We start from the raw sequence: 20507 nt of genomic DNA on the forward strand, positions 1-20507 counted from the left end.
CGCCCGCAGCCGTTGATGTCGGCTGCCCCGGATAGTGTGGACCAATGGCTACGAAGACTTCCCGGGCATCGAAGGCACCGGGGTACAAATGCGCTGAATGCGGCTGGACGACGGCCAAGTGGGTGGGCCGCTGCGGCGAGTGCCAGGCCTGGGGCAGCGTGGAGGAGACCGGCGCCGCCGTGGCGCGCACGACGGCGGCCACGACCGTCCTCGAGCCGGCCCGTCGGATCGCCGACGTCGACGCCACCACCGCGGCCTTCCTGCCTACCGGTGTTGACGAGCTCGACAGGGTGCTGGGCGGCGGGCTCGTTCCGGGCGCAGTCATCCTGCTCGCCGGCGAACCCGGCGTGGGCAAGTCCACGTTGCTGTTGGACGTCGCGGCGAAGTTTGCCCGCACGGCACAGGATGTCCTCTACATCACGGGCGAAGAATCCGCGGCGCAGGTGAAGCTCCGCGCGGACCGGATCGACGCCGTCGCCGAATCCCTGTACCTCTCCGCCGAAACCGACCTCGGGCAGGCCCTGGGCCAGGTGGAGAAGCTGGAGCCCCGGCTGCTCGTGGTGGACTCGGTCCAGACCCTGAGCAGCGCCGACGTGGAGGGCAGCGCCGGCGGCGTTTCCCAGGTGCGCGAGGTTGCAGCCTCCCTGATCGCAGCAGCCAAGCGCCGCAACATGACCACGCTGCTCGTGGGGCATGTGACGAAGGACGGCTCCATCGCCGGGCCGCGCCTCCTCGAGCACCTCGTGGACGTGGTGTGCCAGTTCGAAGGCGAGCGCCACTCCCGGCTAAGGCTCCTCCGCGCCGTCAAAAACCGCTACGGACCGACCGACGACGTCGGCTGCTTCGACCTCAACGAGGATGGCATCGTGGGCCTGGCCGACCCCAGCGGCCTGTTCGTTTCGCGGACCAAGGAGCCGGTGTCCGGAACCTGCATCACGGTGACCCTGGAAGGGCGCCGCCCGCTCCTGGCCGAGGTCCAGTCCCTGCTTGCCGAGAGCGCCAGTTCGCAGCCACGCCGGGCCACGAGCGGGCTCGACAGCTCCCGCGTCGCGATGCTGCTTGCCGTGCTGCAGCAGCGCGCGGGCTGCCTGTTGCACAAGGACGACTCCTACGTGGCGACCGTCGGCGGCGTGAAGCTCAGCGAGCCGGCCACGGACCTCGCCGTGGCGCTGGCCGTGGCCTCGGCCAAGGCCAGGAAGCCCCTGCCGCAGCGGCTCATAGCTTTCGGCGAGGTGGGCCTGGCCGGTGAGGTCCGCCCGGTGCCCGGCATCAACCAGCGCATCCAGGAGGCCCACCGGCTCGGATTCACCCATGCCGTGGTTCCCGCGAGCCCCAATGGGCCCGGGCCGGTCCCCGCCGGCTTCTCGGTCCGCGAAGTCGGTCACCTTGCCGAGGCTCTCGGGCTGCTGATCAGCTAGCCGGCCTGTGGCGGCCCTGTGCGGTTGCTTCGGTTCCCGACTGCCCGGAGCCGGGCGGGATTCCCGGGTTTGCCGGGCCTTCCGCGCCCTCCTGCCGCAGGCAACTGGGCAGGAGCGCTGGCTGACCATGACTTAGTGCCCTAGTCCAGTCCTCACAACAGGCGCACCATGGAATGAGGGGCGGGCACCGGCGAAGGGATCGGCCATGATGTGGGGCTACGGAAACGGCATGGGCTTCGCGTGGCTCTGGGGGCTGCTGCTGCTGATCGGGATTGCGGTGTTGGTGCTGCTGGCGGTGCGCATTTTCACGGGTGGAGTCGGGCGCGGCGGCCCTGATCATTTGGGCCAAGGCCACTTCGGTCCGGGACCCTACGGCCCGGGTCCCGGGCCTGGACAATACGGCCCACCCGGCTCGGGACCTCCCTCCGCAGGACCGGGCTCCCCGGGCGGACGGAGCCAGGCACGGCTGATCCTTGATGAACGCTTCGCGCGAGGGGAACTCACCGCGGAGCAGTACCGCGAGAACCTGAAGGTGCTTGGCGAGGAGCCCTAGTGCAGCCCATCAGCCGGCGCGACGCCTTCCTCCTCGGCGGGCTCGGGCTGGCCGGCACCGTGGCGGGCGGGGCGGGCTTGTGGGTTGCCCTGGCCCTCCCGCCGCACACCGGCACGGCGGCGGGCCCTGGCGAGGAACTGCTCCAACCCCCGGAATTGCGGAGCGCCGGCGGTAAGCTGCAGCTTCGACTGGAAGCCGGCCCCGGCCAGTACCGGCTCGGCGGACGCCAGGCCTCTGCATATGGATACAACGGCAGCCTGCCCGGGCCCACGCTCCGGCTTCGCGCGGGCGACGAGCTCAGCATCCGGTTCGTCAACAGCCTGGACGAGGACACAAACCTCCACCTGCACGGCCTCCACGTTTCTCCGGCAGGAAGTGCGGACAACGTCTTCGTCACTGTCAGCCCCGGGGCAAGCTTCGACTACAACTACCGGTTGCCGCCAGACCACCCGCCGGGCATGTATTGGTACCACCCGCACCACCACGGTCTCGTGGCGCGGCAGATTTTCGGCGGGCTGTTCGGGGCGATCATCGTCGAGGACCCCGAACCGATCGAATCGGCCACCGAACGCGTCCTGGTGGTCTCCGATACCAGCCTCGACGGCGGCGGAAATGTCCGGGGCGTTACGCCCATGGAGCGCGTGGCGGGCCGGGAGGGCGAACTCCTCCTCGTCAACGGCCAGAGCAACCCGCTGCTCAGTGCACGGCCGGGGGCGCGTGAGAGGTGGCGCATCGTCAACTCGTGCGTTACCCGCTACCTCCGGCTGCGGCTGGACGGGCAACAGATGCAGCTTCTGGGCATGGACTCCGGCCGCCTCCCGGCGCCTGCGTCCACGACGGAACTCCTGCTGGCCCCGGGAAACCGGGCGGACCTGCTGGTGACCGTGGCCGCCGGAGAGTCCGTACTGCGGGCCTTCCCCTACAATCGCGGCTCCATGCCGGGAATGACGGGGCAGGGCATGCGCAGGCAGGACCCCGGCGCCCGCGGACCCGGCTCCCGCGGGCCCGGCGGCGGAGAGCCCGGGACCGGGTCCGCCCTGGCCACCCTGCGGGTTGGCGGGGAAGCCGCACCCGCGCCGACAGCCGTGCCTGCCCAGAAGGCGCCGCAAGATCTGCGGTCCTTTACTGTCGACGCGCGCCGGCAGCTGACCCTGGCCATGGTTCCCGACGGCGGCATGGGTGCCGGGATGATGCGTTTCACCATCGACGGCCAGGGGTTCAGCGGGGCCAGGACGGACACCGTGGCGGCGGCCGGAACCGTGGAGGAGTGGACCGTAATCAACACCAGTCCGATGGACCACCCGTTCCACTTGCACGTGTGGCCGATGCAGCTCATCGAGGACAACGGCACGTCCGTGGATGCGCCCGTCTGGCGGGACGTCGTCAATGTGCCGGCGAATGGACGGGTCACCGTCAGGATTGCCTTCCGGGACTTCGCGGGACGTTCCGTGTACCACTGCCACATCCTGGACCACGAGGACCTGGGCATGATGGGAGTGATCGAGGTCCGCTGACCGTGGCGAAACCACTCTTGCCAAAGATACCCCCCGGGGGTATGTTGAATTCATTCCGGCACCACAATGAACTTCGCCAAGGAGTGCTCCATGGACCACCAGGGCCGACAGGCCACCAAAGCCCACGCCGGCCACCACCACGAGCCGGCCATGAACGGCATGGACGACGAGCACATCGTGCACACCCAGGGCCAGCATGCCGGCCACAGCGTCGCGATGTTCAAGAACCGGTTCTGGCTGACCCTGGCGCTGGCCGTCCCCGTGGTCTTCTTCAGCCCCATGTTCGGCAGCCTGCTCGGCTACGAGCCCCCTGCCTTTCCAGGCTCCGCGTGGATTCCCCCGGCGGTGGGAACGGTGATCTTCTTCTACGGCGGCGAGCCGTTCCTCAAGGGCGGCCTGAACGAGCTGCGCTCCCGCAAGCCGGGCATGATGCTGCTGATCGGTATGGCCATCAGCGTCGCCTTCATCGCCTCATGGGTCACAAGCCTGCGGCTCGGCGGGTTCGATCTCGATTTCTGGTGGGAACTGGCGCTCCTGGTGACCATCATGCTGCTGGGCCACTGGATCGAGATGCGCGCGCTTGGCTCGGCACAGGGCGCGCTGGATGCCCTCGCCGCCCTGCTCCCCGACGAGGCCGACCGCATCACCGGCACCGGCACCGAAACCGTCAGCGTGTCCGAGCTCAAGGCCGGCGATGCCATCTTGGTCCGTTCGGGCGCTCGGATGCCCGCGGACGGGACGGTGATCGAGGGTCAGGCCGAATTCGACGAATCGATGATCACCGGGGAGTCAAGAACCGTTCTCCGTTCGCCCGGGGATCCTGTTGTGGCCGGCACCATCGCCACGGACAACAGCCTCCGGGTCCGGGTGACGGCCATCGGCGAGGATACTGCCCTGGCCGGAATCCGGCGGCTCGTGGCCGAGGCGCAGGCGTCGTCCTCCCGGGCCCAGGCCCTGGCCGACCGGGCGGCTGCGTTCCTCTTCTACTTCGCTGCAGGCGCCGGCGTCTTCACCTTCATCGCCTGGACGCTGCTGGGCAGCGTCTCGGATGCCGTCTCGCGCACCGTCACGGTGCTGGTCATCGCCTGCCCCCATGCGCTGGGCCTTGCCATCCCCCTCGTGATCGCCATCTCGACGGAACGGGCGGCGCGGGCCGGGGTGCTGATCAAGAGCCGCATGGCCCTGGAGCGGATGCGCACTGTCGACGTCGTGCTCTTTGACAAGACCGGGACGCTGACCAGGGGCGAGCCGGCCGTGAAAGACGTAGCCGTCGCCCCGGGGGTGGACCGCGACAGCCTGCTGGCCCTCGCGGCAGCCGTGGAGGCCGACAGCGAGCACCCCTTGGCCCGCGCACTCGTTGCCGCCGCCCGGGAACGGGGACTTAAGATCCCGACGGCGGACGGGTTCACTTCCCTGACCGGGCGCGGCGTCCGCGCCGTGATTGACGGCAGGGCGGTCCATGTGGGCGGACCGGCCCTGCTCCGGGAGCTGGGCCTGCAGGAGCCGCAGGCTTTGGCCACCACCACCGGCAGCTGGATGGACCGGGGCGCCGCAGTGCTGCACGTCGTCGACGGCGGCGCCGTCCTGGGCGCCATCAGCCTCGAGGACGCCGTGCGCCCGGAGTCCCGCCAGGCCGTCCGCGCCCTGCGGGACCGCGGCCTGAAGGTGGCCATGATCACCGGCGATGCCCGGCAGGTGGCCCAGGCCGTCGCGGCCGAGCTGAACATCGACGAGGTGTTCGCCGAGGTCCTGCCCGCGGACAAGGACAAGAAAGTGGCTGAGCTCCAGGCCCGCGGGCTGAAGGTGGCCATGGTGGGCGACGGTGTCAATGATTCCCCCGCGCTGGCACGGGCCGAGGTCGGGATCGCGATCGGCGGCGGCACCGACGTGGCGATGGAGTCCGCCGGAGTCGTCCTGGCCGGCAACGATCCCCGGGCGGTACTCTCGATGCTCGATCTGTCCAGGGCGAGCTACCGGAAGATGTGGCAAAACCTCGTGTGGGCCACCGGCTACAACGTCATCTCGGTACCGCTGGCGGCCGGAGTTCTCGCCTTCGCCGGGATCGTCCTCTCCCCCGCCGCGGGCGCCGTGATGATGTCGGCGTCGACCATTGTGGTGGCCCTGAACGCCCAGCTGCTGCGCAGGCTCAAGCTCAATCCGGCCGCCGTCAGCTGAGCTCGAAACCTGACGGGAAGCAGGCCGCCATGCCGGAGACCAACCGCCGCGATCCGTCGTTCGGGAGGTCCTATGCCCGCGTGGGTGCTCGCATGGACGCCCGCGGGGCAGCGGAGCACCGCCGGCGCCTTGTGGAGCCGGCATACGGCGTCGTCGTCGAAATCGGGGCAGGCTACGGGGCCACCTTCGCGTTCTACCCTGCCGCGGTGACGGGCGTGCTGGGACGTCCGCTCGGCACACCGCGCGCTTGGGGTCGCCGAAGACCTGGTCACCCCGCTGTGGAGCCGGATGGCCGGCGGATGCCACCCGAACCGCGACACTGCCGCCATGATTGCCGGGGCAGGCCTCGCCGTGCAGGCCCTGGAGCGCTTCGGCTTTTCGGTCCTTCCAGGCAACCCGCGCCTGGCCCACGTCCTGGGTGTGGCGAGCAAGCCCTGAGCCGACCCCGGATCCGGCGTACAAAGGGCACACAAAGGGCGCCTGCCGCGATGGCAGACGCCCTTGCGTCAATCATTCAAACCCGGTGGTTGGGCCTGGGGACTTAGGCCTTCGTGGGAGGCAGGGCCAGCTTGAAGACCTTTGCCCAGGTGGAGCCGACCTGCTTCAGCAGCGGACCCGTGGTGTAAGGCAGTCCGTAGCGCTTGCAGATCTCCTGCACCTTGGGCGCGACCTCGGCGTACCGGTTGGAGGGCAGGTCCGGGAAGAGGTGGTGCTCGATCTGGTGCGAGAGGTTGCCGCTCATCAGGTGCATGAACTTGGACCCGGAGATATTGGCGGAGCCGATCATCTGGCGGACGTACCAGTCGCCGCGGGTTTCACCTTCGACCATCTCTTCGGTGAAGGTGTCGGTGCCGTCGGGGAAATGCCCGCAGAAGATAATCGCGTGCGCCCAGACGTTCCGGACGGCGTTGGCGGTCAGGGTGCCGTACAGCGCCTGCTTGCCCGAGCCGGTCAGCATGGCCACGGCCGGTGTGGCGGCATAGTCCTTGGTGAACTGCTTCAGGGCCTTGAGCCCCAGCGCCTTGAGGTCCCGGGTCATGGCCTCCTTGCTCTTCTTGCCCTCCTGGTAATCAGGCAGCTCAAGATCATAGAGTGCGATGCCCCATTCGAAGACTGGCGCCAGGATCGCGTTGTACAGCGGATTGCCCAGATTGAAGGGCTTCCATTCCTGGGAAGGATCCATCCGCAGCAGGTTGTACCCGATGTCATTGTCCTTGCCCACGACGTTCGTCCAGCGGTGGTGCAGGTCGTTGTGGGTGTGCTGCCACGATCGCGTCGGGGTGACGAAGTCCCAGTCCCAGGTGGTGGAGTGGATGTCCGGGTCCCGCATCCAGTCCCACTGCCCGTGCAGGATGTTGTGGCCCAGTTCCATGTTTTCCAGGATCTTGGCGAAGCTAAGCATCGCCGTGCCGGCGAGCCAGGCTGCTTTGTGCTTGCTCACCAGCAGGGTGGCGCGGCCGGTGATCTCAAGCCCGCGCTGGACCTTGATCACCCGGCGGATGTACGCCGCGTCGCTGGCGCCCCGTTTGGCGAGCACCTCGTCTTTGATGGCGTCGAGTTCGCGGCCGAGCTCGGCGACCTGCTCGTCAGAGAGGTGAGCCGCCGCAGCCGGACGGACCAGCGGGCTGCCGGTCTCCGCCAGGGCACCGGGCCGCGGCTTTGCGGCCGCGGACGGCTTGCCTTGTGGATCGTCGCCCTTGGGAGCTTCCTCGGAAACGTCAGGCTTGTCGGAAACAATCGTCATGCGGTGGTGCTCCTTAGAGGTCGAGGTTAACGGGGCCGGCGGCTGCCGACACGCACGTCTGGATTAGTTGGCCGGGCCCGCCGTGGACCTCGTCCGTGCGCAGGTCACGGACTTGGCCGGCCCGGAGGGGGATGAGGCAGCTGTGGCAGATGCCCATGCGGCAGCCGCTCGGCATCAGGATGCCGGCGTCCTCGCCGACGTCGAGCAGGGGCGTGTCGCCGTCGGCTTCGACTTCGCGGTCGGAGGCCTCGAAGGTGACCAGCCCGCCGTCGTGCCCGTCGCCGCCGGCGAGCTTGGTGCTGAAGCGTTCAATGGTGAGGGTGGCTTCCGAAGAGGGCTCGGCGGTTGCGGTCTCAGACTCCCAGAGTGCCTCGGCGTCGTCGAGGAAGCCTTCGGGACCGCAGGCGTAGGCTGCGCGCTGGCGCCAGTCCGGGCAGAGCCGGTCCAGCTCATCGGCCGAGCCGAAGTCCATGCGTCCGAGCTCCCCCGTGAACCAGTGCGTGACGCGGAAGTTGGGGAACTGGTCCGCGAGCTCGGCGAGTTCCTCGCGGAAGATCGCGTCCGCCGGCGTCCGGGCCGTGTGGATAAGCACGACGTCGGAGTCGGGACGGTGCGGCACGAGCGTGCGGATCATCGACATGACAGGGGTGATGCCGCTGCCGGCGGTGAGCATCAGCAATGGCCGGGGGTGCTCCGGCAGGACGAAGTCGCCCTGGGGAGGGGCCAGGAAGAGGACGTCGCCGGGCTTGGTGTTGCGCACGAGGGCGCCGGACACGGCGCCCATGTCGGTCACCGTGATGGCCGGGTCTTTGCCGGCCGGGGCGCTGAGCGAGTAGGACCGCCAGTGGCGGACACCGTCGAGCTCGACGCCGATACGGGCCCACTGACCGGCAAGGTGTGCTTGCCAGCCGCGGCCGGGACGGAAGAAAATGGTGGCGGAATCGGCCGTTTCAGGGACCACCCGGGTGACCACGCCGCGCAACTGGCGGGCGGAGAACACGGGGTTGAACAGCGACAGAATGTCTTCTGGAGCTAGCGGGGTGGTCAGTAGAGATGCGGCGCGCGCCAGCTTACGGAGCCGGATCATGTATCAACCATATGTCAGATTGCGTCATAATTCTTCACTCAGGGCATACGATCGGATCTAGGAAACTATCCCCACGGAACAACTTTTGGGATTTTCGATGAACAATTCCCCAGCCCGCGGATCCACGACCCCCGCCTACGATCCCCCGTGGCTGGCCCTGCCGCGGGAGGTCAGCGACATGCTGCGGCCCATGATGCCCGGCATTGTCGAGGCCATCATCGAGGCGGTCCCCCAGCTGGTGCCCGCCTACGCCCGGCCCATCGAGGGGCGCTTCGGCCGCGGCCTGCGGCGCGGGGTGGCGGCCGCGCTGGACCGCTTCCTGCAGCTGCCCGGGACCAGGCTGCCCGCGCTGTCCGAGGAGAGCCGCCTGCTCGTGGCAGGGCTGGGAAGCGGGGAATTCCGGCAGGGCCGGAGTATGGACGCGCTGCTGAGCGCCTACCGCATGGGTGCCCGGGTGACTTTCCGGGAGATGTCGCGGGTGTCCGTGGAGCACCATCTGGGCCAAAGCGTAGTGGTGGATCTGGGTGAGTCGATTCTTGCCTACATCGACGAGCTGTCTGCGGTCAGCGCCGAGGCCTATGCCTTCGAGCAGTCCGAACGCGCCGGGGCCGTGGACCGGCGCCGCACCGAACTCCTGGACCTGCTCCTGCTCGGCCAGGCCGACGAGGCGGCACTGCGGCAGACCGCAGCCATGGCGGACTGGTCTTTGCCGCAACGGATGGCGGTGGTGACGCTGCCGCTGGACCGGGCGGCCGGCCTGCGCCTGCGGCTCGGGCCCGGGACATTGGTGATCGAACGCGAGACGGACGCCGTGGTCCTGGTTCCGGCGGGCAAGTCCAAGGCCGCACGCGCCGAGCTGGACCGGGCCCTGCAGGGTCGCGGCGCGTCGGTGGGCCCTGCCGGAGGCTGGGAGAAGGTTCCGGATTCGCTGCGGCTGGCTGTGCTGGCGGCGTCGGTGCTCCCGCAACGGGACGGGCCGGAGGACCCGCCGATCTGGGCCGATGAGCACCTGGCGCAGGTCATCCTCGGGGCCGAGCCCTCTGCCATCGCCGAGCTGGCCAACCGCCGGCTGGCCCCGTTGGAGGGGCTCCGCCCGGCGCAACGGGAGCGGCTGGCAGAGACCCTGCTCTCCTGGCTGCACCACTGGGGCCAGCGCGGTCCGGTGGCCGCCGAGCTCGGCATCCATCCGCAGACCGTAGGCTACCGGGCCGCGCAGTTGCGGGAGCTGTTCGGTGACGCGCTCGAGGATCCGAAGGCACGGTTCGAGCTGGAGCTGGCGCTGCACGCGGGAAGGCGCTAGGCGCCGCTGTGCTTGCCCGACGCCGGGCCCCGCCGGGTCGCCGGCGGGCAGGTGCCGGGCCCCGCCCGCCGCGGCGGGTACGCGGCGGCCCGCCCGCCGCCGTCGGCCTAGACGGCGATCGCCTGCCGGCTGTGCAGGCGGAGCTCAAGATCGTTCATTACGATCGCGGCCAGGTCCTGCAGCGTCCGGGCGTCCTCAGGTGTGAACTCGCGCGGTTCACGGTCAAGGATGCAGAACGTTCCGAGGTTGTAGCCGTCCGGGGTGCGGAGGGGTACGCCTGCGTAGAACTGCAGCCCGAATTCCCCGGCCACGAGCGGATTGGCCAGCGTCAGCGGATTAATCCTGGCATTGCGGATGATCCAGGGATCGTTCTGCAGGATGGCGGAGGCACACAGGCCCGGATCCCGGCCGATCTGGGTCGCGTCGGTGCCGTGGTGGGACTTGAACCAGATCCGGTCATGGTCCACGACGCTGACAATAGCCACGGGCACCGAGAATAACTTGGCAGCCAGGGCCGCGACGCGGTCGAAGGCGCCGTCTTCGGGGGTGTCCAGGATCCTGTACCGCCGCACAGCCTGCATCCGGCCTTCTTCGTCCGTCATCAAAGGCGTGGCACCGCCGCGGTGGCGGCCGGTTCCGTGGATGACTTCCTGCCGCAGCGCCAGCGAAACTTCCCGCGCCAGCGGCCGGTCTGCGGGTTCCCGCGCCAGCATGGACGTCAGGAGCGCCACCCATTTGGGGGCGAGTTCCTGTGGAATCTGGGGATCGCGGAGCAGCCTGGCCAGTGCGGACTGGACAGGAGCGCCCGGGTACGCCATTTGGCCGGTCAGCCCCTCCAGCAGGACCAGGCCCAGGGAGTAGACGTCGCTGGCCGGCCCGGCAGGCTCGCCGGAGGCCTGCTCCGGGCTGAGGTATGCCGGAGTTCCCGAGCTGTCCCCCGGGTCGCCGCGGTGACCGTCCCGGACGGTGACGGCGACGCCGAAGTCGCTGAGCTTTGCCCGCGGCCGGCGGTCGTCGTCGCTGTAGTCCACGAGCAGGATGTTGGCCGGTTTGACGTCGCGGTGAATGATGCCTTGATGGTGGATATGCGCCAGGCCGTCGGCGAGGTCGTGGCCGATCAGTGCCATGTGGGCGGGGGAGAGCGGGCCTTGGGCCGTGCGGGTGCGGAGGTCCGGTCCGCGCACCAGCTCCATGACGAGGTAGTCCCGCCGCTGCTGTGGATCGCTCAGGTCCGCGCCGGCGTCGAAGAGCGTCACCAGGGCGTGGTGGGCCATTCCGGCGAGGATCCGGATCTCTTCGCCCTGCCGCCGGCTGCGCTCGGCGTCGACGACGGCTCCGTCCCGGAAGAGTTTGATGGCCACTTCACGCTCGAGGAGCTCGTCGGTGGCTCGGTACACGCTTGATTGGCTGCCACGGCCAATGAGGGATTCGATCCGGTAGCGCCCGCTGAGCAGGTATCCGGGTTCCATGGTGGTGGTCAAGACGTGTTCGTGGTCCCTTGAAAGTGGGGTCCGCCCAAGGCTTCGGGAGGATCCGGCCCAAAAAGCCGGTTGGATCCCGGCACCCGCATTATTAGCAAGCATACTTATGGTAACCCGGGGATGGGATTTGTGAAGTCCTGCAGGGCGGCTGTCTGTTGCCGCCAAACAAGGGGTGGTCCGCCTACTTGGCGGGGTTGTGCGTGCCGATCGGAACCAGGGTCAGGTCCGGGAGGTTCTTCTCGATCCGGCGCAGCGCCCAGACGTCGTTGAACAAGGCGAGGTATTCGCCGTCGGAACGCAGCAGCACCTCGGCGCCGGTGACGTTGGCGAGCGCCGGCATGGCGTCCGCCGTCGTGATCCGGGCCAGCGAGTACGGCAGCCGCTCCAGCCGCATCGGGGCGCTGAAGTCGTGCGCCATCCGGTCCTCCACCACTTCAAACTGCATCGGGCCCACCGCTGCGAGCACCGGAGCCTGGTCGCCGCGGATGTCGGAACGGAGCACCTGGATGACGCCCTCGTGTTCGAGTTGATCGATGCCGCGGCGGAACTGCTTGAAACGGCTGGGGTCGTTGGACCGTGCAACCTGGAAGTGCTCCGGGGCGAACAGCGGGATGGCCGGGAACTCCACCGGCTGCTCCAAGAACAGGCTGTCCCCGACGCGCAGCGAGGAGGCATTCACGAGGCCCACGACATCCCCGGGGAAGGCTTCGTCGATGACCTCGCGTTCGCGGCCGAAGACCTGCTGGGCGTACTTCGTGGCGAAGGACTTTCCCGTCCTGCCCTGGGTGACCACCATGCCGCGTTCAAAGATGCCGGAGCAGACGCGGATGAAGGCCACGTGGTCCCGGTGGGCCTTGTTCATGCCGGCCTGGACCTTGAAGACAAATCCGGCGAAGGGCGCAGCGACGGGGCGGGCGGCGCCGTCGACGTCGGGACGGGGCGCCGCGGGCGGCGCGAAGTCAACGAGGGCGTCGAGGATTTCCTTGACGCCGAAGTTCAGCGCGGCCGAGCTGAAGAGGATCGGCGTCGCTTTGCCGGCGTGGAAGGCCTCGACGTCGAACCCGAGATTGGATTCAATGACCAGTCCGGCTTCGTCCACCGCGTTGGTCCAGTCCCCGCCCTGACTGGCCGCGGCCTCCTCCGGCGTGAAGTACTCCGTGAGGGCGATGTTGGCGCCGGCGTTGTTGCGCTTGAACTGCGCGAAACGGTCATTGCGCAGGTCCCAGACACCGCGGAAGTCACCGGAGATGCCCACGGCCCAGGTCAGCGGCATCGGCTGGAGGCCGGTGCGCTCGGTGATCTCGTCCATGAGGGCCAGGGCGTCGAGGCCGGGCCGGTCCCATTTGTTGATTACCGTGATGATGGGCAGGTTGCGCTGCTTGCAGACCTCGAAGAGTTTCATGGTCTGGGTTTCCAGGCCTTTCGCGGCGTCCACAAGCATCACGGCGCAGTCCACGGCGGCCAGCACGCGGTAGGTGTCCTCGGAGAAGTCGGCGTGGCCGGGGGTGTCCAGCAGGTTGATCACGGTGTCCCGGTACGCGAACTGCAGGGCGGCCGAGCTGATCGAGATGCCGCGGTCCTTTTCCATCTGCATCCAGTCCGAAACCGTTTCCTTGCGGTTGGCCTTGCCACTGGACGCGCCAGCAGTGCCGATCACCTTGGCGTGCAGCGCGAGCGCCTCGGTCAAGGTCGATTTGCCGGCATCGGGGTGCGAAATGACAGCGAAAGTCCGACGTCGGGCCGCCTGTTTGTGAATCTCTTGGACTCTGGCGGGACTCGGGACATCTTGGGACACGGTGCTACTTTCGCTGCGGGCTGGGAATTACCGCGATGCTGGCATTTATCGCGAGGGGGCGCCGCGGCGCCTATGCGCCGGCCATACACCCTGGGCTTCAAGTTTATCGCAGGCCGCGGGCCCCCGCCGCGAACGGGCCAAAGTACGGCCCCGGGACGTGGCCGCCGGAGCCGTTCCGGAGCTGCCCGCCGAAGGGCCCCGATGGGGCACTTTGAGGCTTGTCCGTGCGGTTGTCGCCCTGTTTTGCCCCTACTATGGTGAGAGCGGGCAACCGAGTATTTTTGATCAGGCTGGAAACCTTGGAAACCGGCGTACCTGCAGGCTGGATCCTGCACCTTTGAAGGGGAACATCTATGGCTCGGAGCCCTGAAGATTCACTCAAGGCGACTCTGGGCAGAGTGGCCCCTGGCACCGCCCTTCGTGACGGCCTGGAGCGCATCCTCCGCGGCCGGACCGGGGCCCTGATCGTGCTGGGCATTGACCGGACCATCGAATCCATCTGTTCCGGCGGTTTCGAGATCGGGATCGACTTCTCCCCGACCAGGCTGCGGGAACTGGCCAAGATGGATGGCGCCATCATTTGCGACAAGGACGCCAGCAATATCCTGCGGGCCGCCGTCCAGCTTGTCCCGGACTCAAGCATCGAAACCCAGGAGTCGGGCACCCGGCACCGGACGGCGGAACGCGTTGCCATCCAGACCGGCGTCCCGGTCATCTCGGTCAGCCAGTCGATGCAGATCATTGCGCTGTACGTGAACGGGCTGCGCCACGTCCTGGAAGGCTCGGAGAAGGTCCTGGCCCGCGCCAACCAGGCCCTGGCCACCCTGGAACGCTACCGCTCCCGCCTGGACCAGGTGACCAGCTCGCTGTCGGCGCTGGAAATCGAGGCCATGGTGACGGTCCGCGATGTTGCGGTCACCCTGCAGCGCCAGGAAATGGTGCGCCGGATCTCCGAGGAGATCTCGCAGTACGTCCTGGAGCTGGGCGAAGACGGCCGGCTCCTTTCACTGCAGCTGGACGAGCTGACCGTCGGCCGCGGGCCCGGCAGCGATGTCATCATCCGTGACTACTCCAGTCCGAATGCTTCTGCCGAGGACATCGACAAGGCCGTCAAGTCCCTGGTGAACCTGGGACCCACCGAGCTGATCGACCTGGGCAAGATCGCCGGAATCGTCGGCTTCGCGGGCGGGGAGGCAAACCTCGACGCCGTCGTCCAGCCGCGCGGGTACCGCCTGCTCTCCGGCCTCAAGGCCGTGCCGAAAGCAGTCGCGGACAGACTCGTGGACCACTTCGGCGGCCTCCAGTTCCTGATGGCCGCAACGATCGATGACCTGATGACGGTGGACGGGATCGGCGACCAGCGCGCCCGGACCGTCCGCGAGGGCCTGAGCCGCATGGCGGAGGCCAGCCTTCTCGACAGGTTCCTCTGACCCCGTCAAACCCCGTCCGCTGCTCCGTAGGGGCCCTTTTGGACCCGCAAAACGGCGCCTGCGGAGCAATCGACGGGGACTAGTTGAGCTGGAACACTGCCTTGGGGCTGGTCTTGTTGGCCAGCCGCGCGGTGAAGACGTAATACGCGCCGCCGGCGCCCGGCTTGGCCTCGACCGGATCGCAGCCCTGCACCGTGCGGTTGCGCTGCCACTGGAAGTTCGCCGTCTCGCTCTGGCCAGGCGCGATAGTCTTCACCAGATCCGAGCCCTCCGACTGGCAGTCTTTGGACGAGAAGATCCGGTCCGAACCGCTCGTGATCAGGTATTCCATCTGCGACGTCCCGATATTGACCTCGCACGGCACCTTATTGCCGTTCGTGACTTTCAAGGTAAGCAACGGACTCTCGCCCGCGGCGTAGGCAGGCTTGTCCGTGGCCGCCGTGACGGTGACGAGGTTCTGGTCGCAGCCGTTTGCGGGTGTGGGGGTCGGCGTGGCTGCCGGGGCTGCGGACGTGGCCGGAGTTGCGCCGGCCGGGGCCGGCTTGGTTTCGTTGGCGGGTACGCCGGCGGCCTGCCCGCCGGACTTCAGACCGGCGGAAACTGCGGCAAAGCCGCCGAAGGCCACGGCCATCACCAGCAGCACGATGACGCCGACGAACAACCGGCGGCGGCGGTAAACGGCCCTGAGCGGTGCCCGTCCGGGTTTCCGCGCGGAGTTCCCGCCCGCGGAACCCTTCGGCTTTGAACCGTTCGTTCCTGAATTGCCTTGCCTGACCATCCTTCTAGGCTAGAGAACCCCGCAGGGTATGGGGCCTTCCCACGCCGCTGGGCTGGCCGCGGCCGCAATCTATTACGCTAAATGGATCAAAGCTCTAGCCGAATCCCCCCTGGTCCCAGCCGTCATCCCACCCGGAGCCCTCCCGGGCGGGCTGCCCCCCGGTGCCCAGAATCCGGCCGGCCAGGGGCTCGCCGGGCTTCATCATGCACTGGCGGCCTGGTTCGGTTCCAACGCCCGGGAGCTGCCCTGGCGTGCGGCGGGCTGCACACCGTGGGGCGTACTGGTCAGCGAGATCATGCTCCAGCAGACCCCGGTAGTCCGTGTCCTGCCGGTCTGGGAGGAATGGCTGCGGCGCTGGCCGGAACCGGCCGACCTGGCCCGCGAGCCCGTGGGCGAGGCAGTCCGGTCCTGGGGGCGGCTCGGGTATCCCCGCAGGGCCCTGCGCCTGCACGCGGCCGCCGTAGCCATCGAAGAAGACCATGGCGGACGGGTTCCGGACACGTCTGCGGATTTGCTGGAGCTCCCGGGCGTGGGTACCTACACGGCGGCTGCCGTGGCGGCCTTCGCCTTCGGCCGCCGCGAAACCGTGGTGGACACCAACATCCGCCGGGTCCACGCGCGGCTGCTCTCCGGGTCGGCCCTGCCGTCGCAGGCCCTGACCGCGGCGGAAATGCGGCTGGCTGCGGCGGTGCTGCCGCACGACGTCGGCGCCTCCGTGCGGTGGAACGCCTCCGTCATGGAGCTCGGGGCGCTGGTCTGCACGGCGCGCTCGCCCAAGTGCGGGCAATGTCCGGTCAGGGACTCCTGCGCCTGGCTGGCGGCCGGTGAGCCGCCTCCGACGTACACGCCCAAGGGCCAGTCCTGGCACGGCACGGACCGGCAGGTGCGCGGCGCCGTGATGGCAGTCCTCCGTGCAGCCGACGCGCCCGTGCAACCGGAGCTGTTCCAGCGCGCGGCGGCGGACCTTGGCTTCGAGCCCGAGGGGATCGGCGTCCCGCTCGCGGCCCTGCACCGGCTCAATTCGGCTCCCGAGCAGCTTGAACGCGCGCTGGCCGGCCTGTTGAGCGACGGCCTGGCGGAGTTGCACGGTGGCGGCATCCGGCTCCCTGCCTGACCCGGACACCCTAGCCCGGGACACGAACCGGAACTAGGCTGGGGCACGCGGCGCCCCCGATTTTCGGGGCACGCGGTCGGAGAAGGCGGCGGTCCATGAACGCACAAAACATCACCCACTGGATCCGGGCCGGGTTGTGGACCTTGCCCGTCTACGGCCTGATCACCGCATGGGCCACTCTTGAGCCGCAGCCGGACCAGCAAAGGGACCCCGACGCCTGGGCCCGGTTCGTCAGCTCGGGCTCGTACCAGACCAGCCACCTGTTCGGCAGCACGGGAGGCACCATCCTCGCGATCTTCGGGGTCCTCGCGCTGGGCTGCTGCCTGGCCAACAGCCGCGTCGGCCGCCTTGCACTGGCAGCAGCCGTCATCACCATCGCCGGCACTGCCCTGTTGCTGGTCCCCGCCGTCCTCTCCACTTTCGCCACTCCCGCGATCGGGAAGGCCTATCTGGACGGGAACCGGGACGTCATGCAACTGGAGTTTCCAGCCGCGATGACGGGCGCGTTCCTGCTCGGCCTCCTGCTCGCGTTGGCCGGAAACGTCCTGCTCGGGGTGGCCGTCTGGCAATCCCGAACGCTTCCGCGCTGGGCCGGGGCCCTCTGGGTGGCCGGCGCCGTGCTGTTTTACCTCCTGGGCGCCGTGCTGGGGCAGGCGACCACCGGCAGCAGCCTCCCGACCCAGCCTGCCGGTGCCCTGCTCATGGCGGCGGCGGGCGGGTGGATGGCCTGGAGCCAATCACGGCACGCGCGGCTGGAGGAGGCCGTTCCTGCGGCCGGCACGGGCTGACGACCCCTAGGGTTCGCCGAAGCCGGATTTGACCAGGCGGTCCAGGTAGTCGATGGCCTTGGCGGCGTCCGGGCCGCTTGCCTCCACGTGCAGCACGGTCCCCTTGCCGGCGGCGAGCATCATGAGGGCAGTCATGGACGACCCGTCGACGCCGTTGACCGTCACGTCGGCGTCCATCCCGGAGAGGCCGCCGGCAATCTTCGCCGCAGGCCGGGCATGCATGCCCGTCTGGTTGACGAGTTCGAAGTCCCCCATGGCATCCGGTGGCTGCTGGTGCTCGTGCTCGGGGGTTTCCGGCGCAACCGGGGGCCGGTAGACGGCTTCGGCGGCCTCCTTCACTGCCTCCGCGTCTGCGCCCGCCTGGGCTGCCACCGCGGCAGCCACAAGCCCCTCCACGAGCGGCGCATCGGCAAGCAGCACGGAGCCGGGCTCCGCCATGAACTCCACGGCCGACTCCGCGGTCATCACTGCAGAGCCAAGATCCGTGAGCACGACGATCCCGTCCCCGGCGGCCTGTTCCAGCGCCGCCATCACCTTGTCCAGGCTGGTGCCGATCCGCCCGTCGTCTGTCCCTCCGGCGGGAAGGATCACGACGTCGGGCGCCATCTGGGCGGCAAGTTCGACTGCGCCGTCGGCGATCTTTTCACTGTGCGAGACGACGACCAGCCGGACCGTCATTCGGCGGCTCCGGCCGCGGCGCGCAGGATCAGGGCGCTGGACACAGCCCCAGGGTCCCGGTGGCCGATGCTCCGCTCCCCCAGGTAGCTGGCGCGCCCCTTGCGGGCGAGCATCGGATCGGTGGACACGGCACCGGCCTCGGCCGCCTCTGCAGCGGCCAGCAGCACCTTCCGGACGTCCCCGTTTCCGGCCGCAACGGCGGCCGCCTCAATCGCCGGGGTCCAGGCGTCCACCATTGTCTTGTCGCCCGACTCCGCCTTGCCGCGCGCGACAATGCCGTCGCGGGCGGCGCGCAGCGCCGCCGCCAAGGCTGCGGCGTCGACGTCGGACGTCTCGCCCAGCGACGTGGCGGCGCGCAGGAACGCGGTGCCGTAGAGCGGGCCGGCGGCGCCGCCCACCTTGGACATCAGGGTCATCGCCGTCAGTTTCAGCGCGGCTCCCGGGGTTTCCGGAGGCGACTCGGCGAGCTTGTCCATCACGGCTCTGAAGCCGCGGTCCATATTCTCGCCATGGTCGGAATCCCCGATCGGCCGGTCCAGTTCAATCAGCTCGACCCGGTGTTCCGCCATGGCCTGGGCGGACAAGGTCAGCCACCGTACCGCCCAGTTGACGTCCAGCCCCACGTCAGACGCCCCAGCGGAGGGCCGGGGTATGGACGGGCGCGTCCCAGAGCGACGTCATGTCGTCGTCGAGGCGCAGGACGGTAATGGAGCAGCCCTGCATCTCGAGGGACGTGATGTAGTTTCCGACGAGCGAGCGCGCCACGGTGACGCCCTGGTCGGCCAGCTTCTGCGCGGCCCGGCGGTAGACGATGTAGAGCTCGCTTTGCGGCGTGCCGCCCATTCCGTTGACGAACAAGAGCACCTTGTCCCCGGACACGAGCCCGAGGTCGCTGACGACGGGGTCCAGCAGCCGGTCGGTGATGCCGTCGGCGTTTTCCATCGGGATGCGGTGGCGGCCAGGCTCCCCATGGATACCGATCCCGATCTCGATTTCGTTTTCCTCAAGCTCAAAGCTGGGCACCCCGGCGTGCGGGACGGTGCAGGCGGTCAGCGCCACCCCCATGCTCCGGACGTTCTGATTGACGCGGTCCCCGATCGCCGCGACAGCGTCGAGGTTGTCTCCGCGCTCGGCGGCCGCGCCGGCGATTTTCTCCACGAGGACGGTGCCGCCGACGCCGCGCCGACCGGCGGTGTATAGCGAGTCCTGCACGGCGACGTCGTCGTTGACGAGCACCGTGCGGATTTCCACGCCTTCGGCCTGCGCCAGTTCGGCGGCGGTCTCGAAGTTGAGGACGTCACCGGTGTAGTTCTTCACGATATGCACGACGCCGGCCCCGGAGTTCACGGCGAGCGTGGCCGGCAGGATCTGGTCCGGTGTGGGTGAGGTGAACACGGCGCCGGGCACGGCGGCGTCGAGCATTCCCATGCCCACGTAGCCGCCGTGAAGTGGCTCATGGCCGCTGCCGCCACCAGAAACGAGCCCCACTTTTCCGGACACCGGGGCGTCCTTCCGGACGATGTATTTCGGGTCCGCGAAGACGGTCACGAGATCGGCATGTGCAAGCCCGAAGCCCTCCACTGACTCGTCAACCACGGCGCGGGGATCATTGATGAGTTTCTTCATGGCGGTGCTCCCTGGATGGTGTCCTGGCTGCTTGTTTAGACCCTACTACCGGGGCCCTGCCAGCGGTAGGCTCCCGGTTTCAAACGGCTGAGACGGACCGCGCAGCCTGCAGGACAGCCCGATCCGCTGCAGCCGTGGAGCCGGCGCGGGTCAGGGACGGGTGTCCCCCAACGACGGGAAACTGGGCCAGGCGTCGCTGCCCAGCCACGAAAACGGTGGTGGTCCGAGCCGGTCCGAGCCGGGGGCCGTTCCGGCATCGGGCCCGGGTGCGGACTCTTGAGTTGAAGCCTGGCTGGTTTCGGGCTCCTGGCCGCGTCCATGCGGAGTGCACTCTCCGGGGCCACCCGCGATAGTCATTTGGAATGCTGAGAAATCAGGAAAAATCACGTTCTTGTGCAATTTTTGGCCTCCGGAAAGACTGTGGCCCACCCCCTGGGCCGGGGTCAGTTTATCCATCAAATTTATTGAGCGGAAGACCCTATCCCGATTGTCTTTAGAGCGACTTGATCATCCTGGTGTTGCCCAGCGTGTTTGGCTTCACGCGGGCGAGGTCCAGGAATTCGGCGACGCCCTCGTCATGCGAGCGCAGCAGCTCCGAATAGACCACCGGATCCACGGCCGTCTGGTCCGCCATCACCTCGAAACCGTGCTTCTTGAAGAAACCCACCTCAAACGTCAGGCAGAACACACGTGAAACACCGAGGGCCTTGGCATCCTCCAGCAGGCGCTCCACCAGCAGATGTCCCACGCCCTGGCCGCGCCAGGCGTCAGATGCGGCCAGGGTGCGCACCTCGGCCAGGTCCTCCCACATGACGTGCAACGCCCCGCAGCCGATCACCTCGCCGTCAGCGGCTTCGGCGATCCGGAACTCCTGGAGGCTCTCGTAGTACGCCACCGTCTCCTTGGCCATGAGGATGCGCTGATCAGCCAGCGGCGCCACAAGGGATTTGATGGCCGCGACATCGCTGGTGCGGGCAGGGCGTATGCGGATCGTCTCAGTCACAGCCCAATCTTACGGCTGAGTTT

Annotated in this window: 17 protein-coding genes; 8 read left to right on the top strand and 9 right to left on the bottom strand. The window is 68.5% G+C overall.

All coding sequences use genetic code 11. From position 1 onward, the window contains the following. Positions 1-44 precede the first annotated feature (44 nt). The 4 genes from radA to AC1DES_RS15850 all read left to right on the top strand — a co-directional run bounded on the left by radA (position 45) and on the right by AC1DES_RS15850 (position 5660). Positions 45-1418: a DNA repair protein RadA gene (radA, locus tag AC1DES_RS15835; RefSeq protein ID WP_476896662.1), complete on the top strand. Its 1374-nt coding sequence runs from the start codon at positions 45-47 to the stop codon at positions 1416-1418. A 205-nt stretch (positions 1419-1623) separates the two neighbouring features. After that, entirely contained in the window at positions 1624-1971 is a 348-nt protein-coding gene (locus AC1DES_RS15840) for an SHOCT domain-containing protein (RefSeq protein WP_476896663.1), read from the top strand. Further along, positions 1971-3485 (top strand): multicopper oxidase family protein, encoded by a 1515-nt coding sequence (locus AC1DES_RS15845; protein ID WP_476896664.1) that lies wholly within the window; start codon positions 1971-1973, stop codon positions 3483-3485. The genes AC1DES_RS15840 and AC1DES_RS15845 overlap by 1 nt, the downstream gene beginning before the upstream one ends. A gap of 90 nt (positions 3486-3575) precedes the next feature. Beyond that, positions 3576-5660: a heavy metal translocating P-type ATPase gene (locus AC1DES_RS15850; RefSeq protein WP_476896665.1), complete on the top strand. Its 2085-nt coding sequence runs from the start codon at positions 3576-3578 to the stop codon at positions 5658-5660. 541 nt (positions 5661-6201) lie between these two features. Here the strand turns inward: AC1DES_RS15850 and AC1DES_RS15855 are convergent. After that, positions 6202-7404: a fatty acid desaturase family protein gene (locus AC1DES_RS15855; RefSeq protein WP_476896666.1), complete on the bottom strand. Its 1203-nt coding sequence runs from the start codon at positions 7402-7404 to the stop codon at positions 6202-6204. Between the two features lie 13 nt (positions 7405-7417). After that, a complete protein-coding gene (locus AC1DES_RS15860) occupies positions 7418-8491 on the bottom strand; it encodes a ferredoxin reductase (protein ID WP_476896667.1) in 1074 nt (357 codons plus the stop codon). Between the two features lie 97 nt (positions 8492-8588). On the opposite strand from AC1DES_RS15860, the gene AC1DES_RS15865 reads away from it, so the two are divergent. After that, on the top strand, positions 8589-9791 hold the full coding sequence (locus AC1DES_RS15865; RefSeq protein WP_476896668.1) for a PucR family transcriptional regulator: 1203 nt from the start codon (positions 8589-8591) through the stop codon (positions 9789-9791). A gap of 107 nt (positions 9792-9898) precedes the next feature. On the opposite strand, the gene AC1DES_RS15870 is transcribed toward AC1DES_RS15865, so the two are convergent. Together AC1DES_RS15870 and AC1DES_RS15875 are read right to left on the bottom strand one after the other, a co-directional pair. Beyond that, on the bottom strand, positions 9899-11272 hold the full coding sequence (locus AC1DES_RS15870; RefSeq protein ID WP_476896669.1) for a protein kinase domain-containing protein: 1374 nt from the start codon (positions 11270-11272) through the stop codon (positions 9899-9901). Between the two features lie 181 nt (positions 11273-11453). After that, entirely contained in the window at positions 11454-13067 is a 1614-nt protein-coding gene (locus AC1DES_RS15875; RefSeq protein ID WP_476896670.1) for a peptide chain release factor 3, read from the bottom strand. A 353-nt stretch (positions 13068-13420) separates the two neighbouring features. On the opposite strand from AC1DES_RS15875, the gene disA reads away from it, so the two are divergent. Beyond that, positions 13421-14497 carry a DNA integrity scanning diadenylate cyclase DisA gene (disA, locus tag AC1DES_RS15880; protein ID WP_476896671.1) on the top strand — a complete coding sequence of 359 codons (1077 nt, stop codon included), beginning with the start codon at positions 13421-13423 and terminating at the stop codon, positions 14495-14497. A gap of 79 nt (positions 14498-14576) precedes the next feature. Here the strand turns inward: disA and AC1DES_RS15885 are convergent, their stop codons facing one another. Further along, positions 14577-15275, bottom strand: a complete 699-nt coding sequence (locus AC1DES_RS15885) for a hypothetical protein (protein ID WP_476896672.1) — start codon at positions 15273-15275, stop codon at positions 14577-14579. Positions 15276-15570: 295 nt separating this feature from the next. Here AC1DES_RS15885 and AC1DES_RS15890 point away from each other — a divergent pair, with 295 nt between their 5' ends. Continuing rightward, positions 15571-16389, top strand: coding sequence for an HhH-GPD family protein (locus tag AC1DES_RS15890; protein ID WP_476896688.1), 819 nt, complete (start codon positions 15571-15573; stop codon positions 16387-16389). 95 nt (positions 16390-16484) lie between these two features. Next, positions 16485-17177, top strand: coding sequence for a DUF4386 family protein (locus tag AC1DES_RS15895; RefSeq protein ID WP_476896673.1), 693 nt, complete (start codon positions 16485-16487; stop codon positions 17175-17177). Positions 17178-17183: 6 nt separating this feature from the next. Here AC1DES_RS15895 and dhaM read toward each other — a convergent pair whose 3' ends face one another. From dhaM to AC1DES_RS15915, 4 genes are all read right to left on the bottom strand, one after another. Then, a complete protein-coding gene (gene dhaM / locus AC1DES_RS15900) occupies positions 17184-17855 on the bottom strand; it encodes a dihydroxyacetone kinase phosphoryl donor subunit DhaM (RefSeq protein WP_476896674.1) in 672 nt (223 codons plus the stop codon). After that, positions 17852-18478 carry a dihydroxyacetone kinase subunit DhaL gene (dhaL, locus tag AC1DES_RS15905; protein WP_476896675.1) on the bottom strand — a complete coding sequence of 209 codons (627 nt, stop codon included), beginning with the start codon at positions 18476-18478 and terminating at the stop codon, positions 17852-17854. The genes dhaM and dhaL overlap by 4 nt, the downstream gene beginning before the upstream one ends. Before the next feature lies 1 nt (position 18479). Continuing rightward, positions 18480-19481 (bottom strand): dihydroxyacetone kinase subunit DhaK, encoded by a 1002-nt coding sequence (dhaK, locus tag AC1DES_RS15910; protein ID WP_476896676.1) that lies wholly within the window; start codon positions 19479-19481, stop codon positions 18480-18482. A gap of 493 nt (positions 19482-19974) precedes the next feature. Beyond that, the gene (locus tag AC1DES_RS15915) at positions 19975-20484 is read right to left on the bottom strand and encodes an amino-acid N-acetyltransferase (protein WP_476896677.1); all 510 of its coding nucleotides are present in this window, start codon (positions 20482-20484) and stop codon (positions 19975-19977) included. Positions 20485-20507 lie beyond the last annotated feature (23 nt).

It is taken from the genome of Arthrobacter sp. 05T442 (assembly GCF_056395945.1).

What these genes read in the sequence shown, in the direction of transcription:
- radA (WP_476896662.1), top strand. Translation starts at nt 45, where the DNA reads ATGGCTACGAAGACTTCCCGGGCATCGAAGGCACCGGGGTACAAATGC.
- AC1DES_RS15840 (WP_476896663.1), top strand. Translation starts at nt 1,624, where the DNA reads ATGATGTGGGGCTACGGAAACGGCATGGGCTTCGCGTGGCTCTGGGGG.
- AC1DES_RS15850 (WP_476896665.1), top strand. Translation starts at nt 3,576, where the DNA reads ATGGACCACCAGGGCCGACAGGCCACCAAAGCCCACGCCGGCCACCAC.
- AC1DES_RS15855 (WP_476896666.1), bottom strand. Translation starts at nt 7,404, where the DNA reads ATGACGATTGTTTCCGACAAGCCTGACGTTTCCGAGGAAGCTCCCAAG.
- AC1DES_RS15860 (WP_476896667.1), bottom strand. Translation starts at nt 8,491, where the DNA reads ATGATCCGGCTCCGTAAGCTGGCGCGCGCCGCATCTCTACTGACCACC.
- AC1DES_RS15865 (WP_476896668.1), top strand. Translation starts at nt 8,589, where the DNA reads ATGAACAATTCCCCAGCCCGCGGATCCACGACCCCCGCCTACGATCCC.
- disA (WP_476896671.1), top strand. Translation starts at nt 13,421, where the DNA reads ATGGCTCGGAGCCCTGAAGATTCACTCAAGGCGACTCTGGGCAGAGTG.
- AC1DES_RS15885 (WP_476896672.1), bottom strand. Translation starts at nt 15,275, where the DNA reads ATGGTCAGGCAAGGCAATTCAGGAACGAACGGTTCAAAGCCGAAGGGT.
- AC1DES_RS15890 (WP_476896688.1), top strand. Translation starts at nt 15,571, where the DNA reads ATGCTCCAGCAGACCCCGGTAGTCCGTGTCCTGCCGGTCTGGGAGGAA.
- AC1DES_RS15895 (WP_476896673.1), top strand. Translation starts at nt 16,485, where the DNA reads ATGAACGCACAAAACATCACCCACTGGATCCGGGCCGGGTTGTGGACC.
- dhaM (WP_476896674.1), bottom strand. Translation starts at nt 17,855, where the DNA reads ATGACGGTCCGGCTGGTCGTCGTCTCGCACAGTGAAAAGATCGCCGAC.
- dhaK (WP_476896676.1), bottom strand. Translation starts at nt 19,481, where the DNA reads ATGAAGAAACTCATCAATGATCCCCGCGCCGTGGTTGACGAGTCAGTG.